The 8035-nt window shown below is 61.6% G+C and carries 10 protein-coding genes; 4 read left to right on the plus strand and 6 right to left on the minus strand.

The features are described 5' to 3' along the window. The 4 genes from AH6_RS23930 to AH6_RS23945 all read right to left on the minus strand — a co-directional run bounded on the left by AH6_RS23930 (position 1) and on the right by AH6_RS23945 (position 2880). Positions 1–885, minus strand: a complete 885-nt coding sequence (locus AH6_RS23930) for a complex I subunit 1 family protein (RefSeq protein ID WP_067483613.1) — start codon at positions 883–885, stop codon at positions 1–3. Then, entirely contained in the window at positions 878–2005 is a 1128-nt protein-coding gene (locus AH6_RS23935; RefSeq protein ID WP_245679448.1) for a hypothetical protein, read from the minus strand. Before AH6_RS23935 ends, AH6_RS23930 begins: the two co-directional genes overlap by 8 nt. A gap of 11 nt (positions 2006–2016) precedes the next feature. Next, positions 2017–2364 carry an NADH-quinone oxidoreductase subunit A gene (locus AH6_RS23940; RefSeq protein ID WP_067483617.1) on the minus strand — a complete coding sequence of 116 codons (348 nt, stop codon included), beginning with the start codon at positions 2362–2364 and terminating at the stop codon, positions 2017–2019. A gap of 75 nt (positions 2365–2439) precedes the next feature. Then, positions 2440–2880 carry a MarR family winged helix-turn-helix transcriptional regulator gene (locus tag AH6_RS23945; RefSeq protein ID WP_067483633.1) on the minus strand — a complete coding sequence of 147 codons (441 nt, stop codon included), beginning with the start codon at positions 2878–2880 and terminating at the stop codon, positions 2440–2442. A gap of 113 nt (positions 2881–2993) precedes the next feature. Here AH6_RS23945 and AH6_RS23950 point away from each other — a divergent pair, with 113 nt between their 5' ends. From AH6_RS23950 to AH6_RS42660, 4 genes are all read left to right on the plus strand, one after another. After that, on the plus strand, positions 2994–3341 hold the full coding sequence (locus AH6_RS23950) for a DMT family transporter (protein ID WP_067483619.1): 348 nt from the start codon (positions 2994–2996) through the stop codon (positions 3339–3341). A gap of 45 nt (positions 3342–3386) precedes the next feature. Next, the gene (locus AH6_RS23955) at positions 3387–3707 is read left to right on the plus strand and encodes a DMT family transporter (RefSeq protein ID WP_067483621.1); all 321 of its coding nucleotides are present in this window, start codon (positions 3387–3389) and stop codon (positions 3705–3707) included. 66 nt (positions 3708–3773) lie between these two features. After that, the gene (locus tag AH6_RS23960; protein ID WP_067483623.1) at positions 3774–4343 is read left to right on the plus strand and encodes a CGNR zinc finger domain-containing protein; all 570 of its coding nucleotides are present in this window, start codon (positions 3774–3776) and stop codon (positions 4341–4343) included. Further along, a complete protein-coding gene (locus AH6_RS42660) occupies positions 4340–4804 on the plus strand; it encodes a protein-tyrosine phosphatase family protein (RefSeq protein WP_083983389.1) in 465 nt (154 codons plus the stop codon). Before AH6_RS23960 ends, AH6_RS42660 begins: the two co-directional genes overlap by 4 nt. 658 nt (positions 4805–5462) lie before the next feature. Here the strand turns inward: AH6_RS42660 and AH6_RS44760 are convergent. Then, a complete protein-coding gene (locus tag AH6_RS44760) occupies positions 5463–6506 on the minus strand; it encodes an MAE_28990/MAE_18760 family HEPN-like nuclease (RefSeq protein ID WP_169807900.1) in 1044 nt (347 codons plus the stop codon). Next, the gene (locus AH6_RS42665; RefSeq protein ID WP_083983390.1) at positions 6503–7837 is read right to left on the minus strand and encodes a DUF262 domain-containing protein; all 1335 of its coding nucleotides are present in this window, start codon (positions 7835–7837) and stop codon (positions 6503–6505) included. The genes AH6_RS44760 and AH6_RS42665 overlap by 4 nt, the downstream gene beginning before the upstream one ends. Between the last annotated feature and the right edge of the window lie 198 nt (positions 7838–8035).

Genomic DNA, 8035 nt, shown 5'->3' on the forward strand with positions numbered 1-8035 from the left:
TCACCCCAGGACGACGATTCCGACGACGAGCATCTGCACCAGCGTGGCCGGGATGAGCACGACCCAGGCCGCCGTCATGAACCGGTCCATCCGGATCACCGGCAGCCGATGCCGCACCCAGACCAGCAGCGCCAGCACGAGGTACGTCTTGACGAGAGCCCAGGCCCACCCAGGCAACAACGGCCCCGCCCCACCCCCGAGGAAGAGCGGCACAGCGGCGGCCGAGGCAACCACCAGCAACGCGTACCGCCCCGCCTCGAAGACGAGCCGGTCGGGCCCGGCCAACTCCAGGACCGCACCACCGGCCAGGTCATGGCCGACCGGATGCCCGAACGGCCCCCAGAAGGCCATGGCCAGCACCGACAGGAGGTAGACGAGGAAGGCGACCGGCATCCAGACGACGAACCACAGCCCGTCCTGCGCTCGGGCGATTTCGCCGAAGTCCAGCGACTCGGCCCCGAGCGCCACGGTGATGAGGGCGAACATGTGCGGCAGTTCGTAAGCAAGCCCCTGGGCAAGGAAGCGATAGCCCCCGACCAGCGGAAAGGCCGAGTTGGTACCCCACCCGACCATCCACACCGAGACCCAGGCGACGACCTCCATGGCGTTGAACCAGACGACGCCGATCGACCAGGGAAGCACCGCGGAATCCCCGAGCGGAACAACGACACCAGCCAACAGGGCGGCAACCGGCAGGCTGATGACACCGATCCGCACCAGAAGCCGATCAGCAGCAAGCGTGGTCCGCCGCTGCTGGACGAGCAATCGCGCGACATCCCGGAACGGCTCCCGAACAGCGGCAACCGAGCCGTCCCGAAAAACAGCATGCGTACCGACAGCAGCAACGACGAGAAGCACCAACGCAAGCGGCGTCCACTCACCCATGGACAGGCTCCCGGGCGAGATCCGGATCGAGACTGGCGACAATGAGCCGAGCCGCCGCAAGTTCGGCTCCGACCAGCAACGAAGGCAGCACACGAAGCAGAGCGGCAGGATCATCTAGCTCGACGTCGGCCCCGCCACCCAACGCCTTCCGGGCCTCAACGAACCGCCCAGCCAGCCGATCAGCGACATCCCCGGGATACCGCGCGGCGACACCGGTGAGCCCGTACCGCTCAACAGCAGCCCGGTCGATGACACCAAGCCCACGGATCATCCACCGCAGGGTGCGCGACCTGCCGACCTGCCGCGCGAACCGCTCAACCTCAACGCGCCGATCCACACCAGCACGCACATCGTCACGCAAAATCCGAGCGCGCTCGGCGGCAGCAGCCCACCCCGCGACAGCAAGAAGGCGTCCAATGCTGTCCAAATGAGCAACGGCAAGCCCACCCCACTCCACCACCCCGTCGCCCGCACCACCAAGCACCCCAACCTCGGCGTCCTGGACGACGTCCCCTTGAAGCGTCAGTGAGACGCGGAGCCCGGCCGGCCAATCACTCAGAACGGGCCCAAGCGGAACATGGAGAACATCGAGCTTCAACCCATCCCGGTCATCAGCACGCTCCGCCATGGCGACGCCGCCAGGCGCCCCCATGTGGTGCTCATGCCCACCGTCCCCGTCTCCCCCCATATCCCCATGAGCAGCGTGACCACCCTGCTCATGCCCGCCATGCCCACCCCCGTGGCCGGACATCTCGTCACCGGAGTCATCAGGCGTCCAAGGCCCCGCCGCCACCCGTTCCGCCGCGTCCGCCCACTGTCGTGGCACGTCGGCCAGCTCGGCAGCGGCCCCGTCCAACGCGCGCGCCACCGCCTCCCGCCTCACCCCGGCCGCCACCTGGACACGAGCGCGAGGCCCCGGCACGTCAGCCCACACCACCTCGATCGCCTGCGCGAGCTCCGCCCCAGGCTCCCCGCACACGACCAGCACGTCCGCTCCGACCGGCGACGCGACCGCCCGCCACCCGCGCCGCCGCAACTCCTCTTCCACCACCAGCCGCGCCCCCGCGCCACCCGGCGTCGCCACCACGAACGAGCGCGGACGTTCCGCGGCGAACCGCACGAGCCGCTCCCTCAAGCCCACCGGAACGCGCCCTCACGCCACGCGTAGGCCACTCCCACCAGCAGCAACCCCAGGAAGACGAACATCTCCACGATCGCCTTGGCCCCGATCGACGCCGCGACCAGCGCCCACGGATACATGAAGACCATTTCCATGTCGAAGGCCAGGAACACCATCGTCACCACGTACCAGCGCACGTGATAGCGCGACACCGCATGCTCCTGCGGCCGCGCCCCCGACAGGAAGGGCCCGCTCTCCAACCGTCCCGCCGGAGCGAGCACCCCCGAGAGCGCGTAGACGGCGGTGATCAGCGCGCCGAGCAGACCCAAGAGGGCGAGCACCACGACAGACGGCTGCATCCACACCTCCAGGCTCCACCGGACGCGTGAAGATCATGCCCACTCAGCAGAACGGCTAACGACAGCCCACCACCCTCAGCGAACCGCCTCCCGCATCGCGGCCAGCAGCGCAGCAGTCTCCGGAGCACCCTCAGCAGCCTCGTCCAAAGCCGCCCCCAGGGTCTCCTCATACGTCCGGCGCGCCTCCGCCCAGCGCGCCCGCCCCGCCTCCTTGATCACCGCGTAGACGCCGCGCCGATCATCCGGGCACAGGTCCCGGAAGGCGAACTCGGCCGCGTCCAGCCGCCCCACCAGCCGGGTGACCGAGCTCTGGTTCAACCCCAACCGCGTGGCGAGCTCCTGCATGCGCAACTCACCATCCGAAGCCTCCGCCAACAGCCCAAGCGCGCGATACTCCGACAACCCCAAGCCGTGCCGCCGTTGAAGAGCCGTACCAAGACGGTTCTCCACCTGGACATGGAGCGCCGCCAACCGCTCCCACAACAGCGCGTCAACGGTGCTGGACCGCGTGGACATCCGCATCACCCCGAACTCGACTCGATCGACCGACTTGCCACAGCTTACTTGTACATGCATACTCTTTCTCAACGCACTACTTGCACGTACATGCAAATACTGGGAGACACGCCATGCCCTGGATCTACCTGCTGATCGCCTCGGTCTTCGAAGTGGTCTTCGCCCTGGCCACCAACGCCACCGACGGTTTCACGGTGCTGGGCCCGTCCCTGCTGACCGCCGCCGCGGCCGCGGGCGGGATCTTCTTCCTCAGCCTGGCCCTGAAGACCCTGGACGTCGGCGTCGGCTACACGATCTGGACCGGCATCGGCTCGGTGGGCACCGTCGCCCTCGGCACGGTGATCTTCGACGAGGCCCTGTCCCCCGGCAAGATCCTCGCCTTCTTTCTGATCATCGGCGGCGTGCTCGGCCTCAAGCTCGCCGACAAGCTGACCCCCGCCCGCCAGGCCGACGCCGCCTGATCCGCCGCCCGATCCACCCCTTCCTTCCCCGAAAGAGAGCCCGTCATGGCCTGGACCTACCTCGCACTCGCCATCGTCTTCGAGATCGCCTTCGCCCTCGGCACCAACGCCACCCACGGCTTCACCCGCCTGTGGCCGTCGGTCCTCACCCTGCTGGCCGCCTCCGCCGGGATCTTCACCCTCAGCCTGGCGCTGCGGACGCTGGACGTCGGCGTCGGCTACACCCTCTGGACCGGCATCGGGTCCATCGGCACGGTCCTGTTCGGCGCCCTGCTCTACAAGGAGAAGATCACGCTGCCGAAGGTGCTCTCCTTCGCCGCCATCATCGCCGGCGCGATCACCCTGAAACTCTCCGCGGGCCTCTGAGCCAAAACACCCCCACCCTCCTCCGTAAGGCTTATAGTCAACCTATAAGCCTTACGGAGGAGGGTCATGCGCATTCCCATCACCGACTACGCCCCGGCCGTCACCTTCGCGAACGCCCTGGTCAGCACTTCCCCCACAGTCCGCCTCACCGGCGACGCCCTCCCCACCCCCCAAGCCCTGCAAACCCTGCTCACAACTCACAACCTCGCAACCCCGCCCCCCACCCCCGACGACCTCTTCAACACCCATCTCCTCCGCCGCGAGGTACGCGGCATCATCGAGACCGAGACCGAAGAACAGGCCGTCGCCGGCGCAACCGTACTGATCAAACGCGCCGGACTGGCCCCGCTCCTGGACCGCGACGCCACCGGCCGCTGGCAGTGGTACGTCCCCACCACCCCGAACGCACCCCTCGCAGACGAGCTGGCCGCGTTCATCGCGACCGGCCTCTTCGGCGCCATCCGCGCCCTAGGCCACGGGCGCTTCCGCCCCTGCGCGGCCCCGGACTGCCGGGGCGTCTTCATCGACATCAGCAAGGCGGGCCGCCGCCGCTACTGCATGCCCGACCTGTGCGGCAACAGGCAGAACGTCGCCAACCACCGAGCCCGCCACCAGGAAGAGAGCACCCCACGATGACCGAGCCGAAACTCCCGAATGCCCTCCGTCTCCCCGACGGTTCCTGGCTACGAGGCCGCGGCCTGAGAAACGGAACTCCCCCCGGCCCGTCCCCCGACTTCGCCCTCTACCTGGGCTCACCCCGCCTACGCCGCCGCCACGCCCCCGACATCCAGTGGCAGCACGAATGGATCGACTGGCCCGACTTCCTGCTCCCCCGAGACCACGACGACGCCATCGAGAAAATCAAAACCCTGCACGAACGCGCCCTAACCGGCGAAGCAGCCGAGGTGGCCTGCGGGGGAGGCGTAGGCCGCACCGGAACGGTCATAGCCTGCCTGGCCGTCCGCTGCGGCCTCTCCCCAACCGAAGCCATCGCGTGGACCCGAGAGCACCACCACCCCCGCGCCGTGGAAACCCCGTGGCAACGCCGCTGGGTAGCCCGCTTCCCAACCCCTACGGCAGAACGACGCCCGCGATAGCAACGAAGAACTCTTCACCACTCTCAAGCTCAACGCTGAAGACACCCGCCTCGCCCTCAACGACCTCCGCCCGAACCGCCCCAGGAAAACCCTCAGACGCCCGGACAAGGTAGTCACGAAGCTGATCAACAGTCTCCCTGCTCAAAAGACCCCTCCAACGCCCTCACCTCAGAACGGCAACACCGCAATAGTGAGGCACCACAGCAGCCTCTCCAATACCCCACGGCCACCACAACGAGCAGGACAGATGCCAGGCCCCAAGAACTCAAGCCCGTGGAAGAACAAGAGGATCTACCTCCGCCCGCAAGCCCATGAACGGCCTCCCGTGCTCGTCCCAGTGCTCGACCGCCGCGCTAGACGCCTCGGAGTTGATCTCGTTGATGACATGACTGAGCATCACTCGACTTCGAGCGTCCAGTGCCCAAAAAAATCCCTGCCGGATCTGGCAGGAGACCGATGAAGACCTATAGCGCGGTCGGCTGCACCTCTGTGCAGCAGTCCTTAACCAACGCCCAGAGTCGAAGCAATTATTTACAAGCAAGACCACACTTGTCCGGATCCATCGAAATCCGCACTGGACATCCACTCTGGATGTTCGCTTCCGCCTGTGATTCGAAACCAATGGGCACACGCTCACAAACAGAGGAAACGAAGATCATTAAAAGTAGTTATTGACTACCCAATATTCCCCTACGTTATTTCCATTCCTGGAAATACCTAGACCGATTTTATCGCCGCTCTTGCCCGAAAATTTCTTAAACTCATTGCGGTTGACTTGTACCGACCTTATTTGTGCCGTCTTCCAGCTTTTCTGGGATCGCCAGAAAAGCTGGTCACCAATTCCAAGCTCAAATGACTGGCTAGGCTGAAAGCACACGACTCGTCCACTTTGGTATGCCGCAGTCGGTCGACCCAGCCCGATTGCCTTTGGCGGAATCCCAATCTCAAATACGCCGATTGCGGCACATTCATAAAGCGCCTCGCCGAATATCTTCGATGCAAGAAAATACTCGCCAATCATACTGGAGGATATTACATCATAGGGCCGCTCTCCGTGCGCAATTACATTCCGACGATCAGCCAGGTCATTTATATAGAAATAGATGTCACGTTGAGACCTGCCCAATTCTATAGAAAGTTTCTGCATGAGCGGATGAGCGGCCACGGCGCTGTCAATATTTGAAATAGACAACGAATTGAACATGTCGCGAACAACATCACTTCGCACATTAGCCGTATGAAGTGAAAACGCTTCCCGGTTTAGTCGAAAATGCGAATCATTTTCAAGGCAGCTATGTAGATTGCTTACTATGGTTCGAAAATTAAGAGGCCCTGAATAGCTGGGATGATCTACGCGATCAGAGAGTCTGAGCGACAGACGCTCATGATGCTTCCTCAGATCCGCAGGGAGGTGCCGGTAACTAGAGCATGCCGAATTTATATTATCGGCACATTGCTCAATAAGTCGTTCAACGTAGTCCTCGATTGCCCCATAGAGAGCTACGACGACGGTTGAATAGTCGAAGCCCTTCCTAAGTCCAGGCGAAACAGAAGATGCCATCTTGGCGACTAGAGTCTCGGCCGGCTCGCTAACCCCTACGAAAGGCATCTCTGAAAGCCTTGCCGCCGAGGACAAGTACTGCCAATAACTCTCAATTTCTTTAACGCGAGAATGGAATTCTTGCAATAGAATTCCATTCATGCCAACTTTTCTCCAGGGCTCGAGTTATTACTAGATTCGAGTTCGTCTACTACAACGGCATCGATGATCTCTTGGGTGTCTTCCTCGCCAAAAACAATCATCTCTTGACGTTCATCTTCCGGGTCCTCGGGCTGCGAAAGAATGTCACCTACGAACTTGGAAAAAAGCTGGTTTCTTTTAAGAATGTCCTTGTGTTCTGCTGTCCTACCAGAAAACGAGGAGAGGTTTTCACGAAACATCTCCTCAAACAGTTGGCGTGCCGACTGCTTGCGAGCCAGTAGAGCTTCAGCGTCCTTCAGGTGATTGCTAAATGACCACATCAGGGGATCGTAAACGGTGAGGGTAGGCCGAGTGTAATGCCAATTTCCTCGAACCGGCTTGAACATATATAGAGCTTGATCGCCTAGAACGGCTCTAACTAGCGAGGCTGTGTCCTCAAAGATCTTCCCCAGCTCTTCAATCTCACCCGATGGAAGTAGATTCCCCCTTCGGAGGTAGTCATCGAGGTAGTCTCGCAGCGTCGTACGATCCTGCTGTTCGAGCTGCTGACGGTAGGCGAAGAATCGAAGAACGAGCTCAACGTCTCCCATCGTTCGGAATAGGGTATTTCCCGTCATAGAGCCAGTCTCTACTGATGGGAGAGTTTCGTCTTCCTCTGCGGAATCAGGGATTAGCCAGAAGGCTCGAAGGGCATCATTCCTGGAAAGCCGAATACAAAGGTCATTCATAGGTCCAGGGAATACAGCGTTTCTGGATTCTTGAGCGGTTAGCCTCTCTCCGCCACTGTTAATTCGCTCAAATACCAACTGCTTGAGCCTCTGCGCCTCTTCGACAGTTTTAGCCGTCTCATGCAAGAGGATGATGCTGCTGAGGTATCTTCTATCGACTCCCCTTCGAACTTCTTCAGGGAGCTCCGAGTATCGACGACCGTTAAGGTCGGACCATTCCTGCAGCCCTTCAAGGGGATATTGGTCTCGATAGAAATCGCGTATAGCGGTCAATCTTTGAAGTCCGTCCATTACTTCATAGAATGAAAAGCGAGCTTCATATAGGAAGATTGGTGGGATTGGCACGTTCATGATAAAAGACTCAATCAGTCGCGATTTTCTGATTACATCCCATCGGTGCCGTCGTTGGAAATCAGGATTTAGCTGATAGTCTTCACTTTCCACCATACCGGGGATTGCCGTGAGTGGATAGCGTGCCTGTTCAGTCACAATTCGAACTTCACCGCGCGCATAGCGCGCATTGACCTCTTCGTCGTTTGAGCCCGAGCGCTCTTCTTCTTCTCTGTCTCTGAACATGGCCGACTCGGCAGGTAACAGCTCCATGAGGCCAGTATCACATACTGTGAAGCGAAACATACTTAGAATGTTGACGTCCGGGCGGGCGGGTCGGCCCGGCGAGCCGCATGCCCGGCCCGGACGGACCGGCACAGGCCGCGGAGTAGGCCGCTTTGAGGACGTAGAAAAAGTTCTCATCCGGCTAGCCAGTGAGTACAGCATGGATGGTCCGAGCTGCGGTCGCCG

The organism is Actinomadura hibisca NBRC 15177 (assembly GCF_001552635.1).
GTDB classification, from domain to species: Bacteria; Actinomycetota; Actinomycetes; order Streptosporangiales; family Streptosporangiaceae; genus Spirillospora; species Spirillospora hibisca.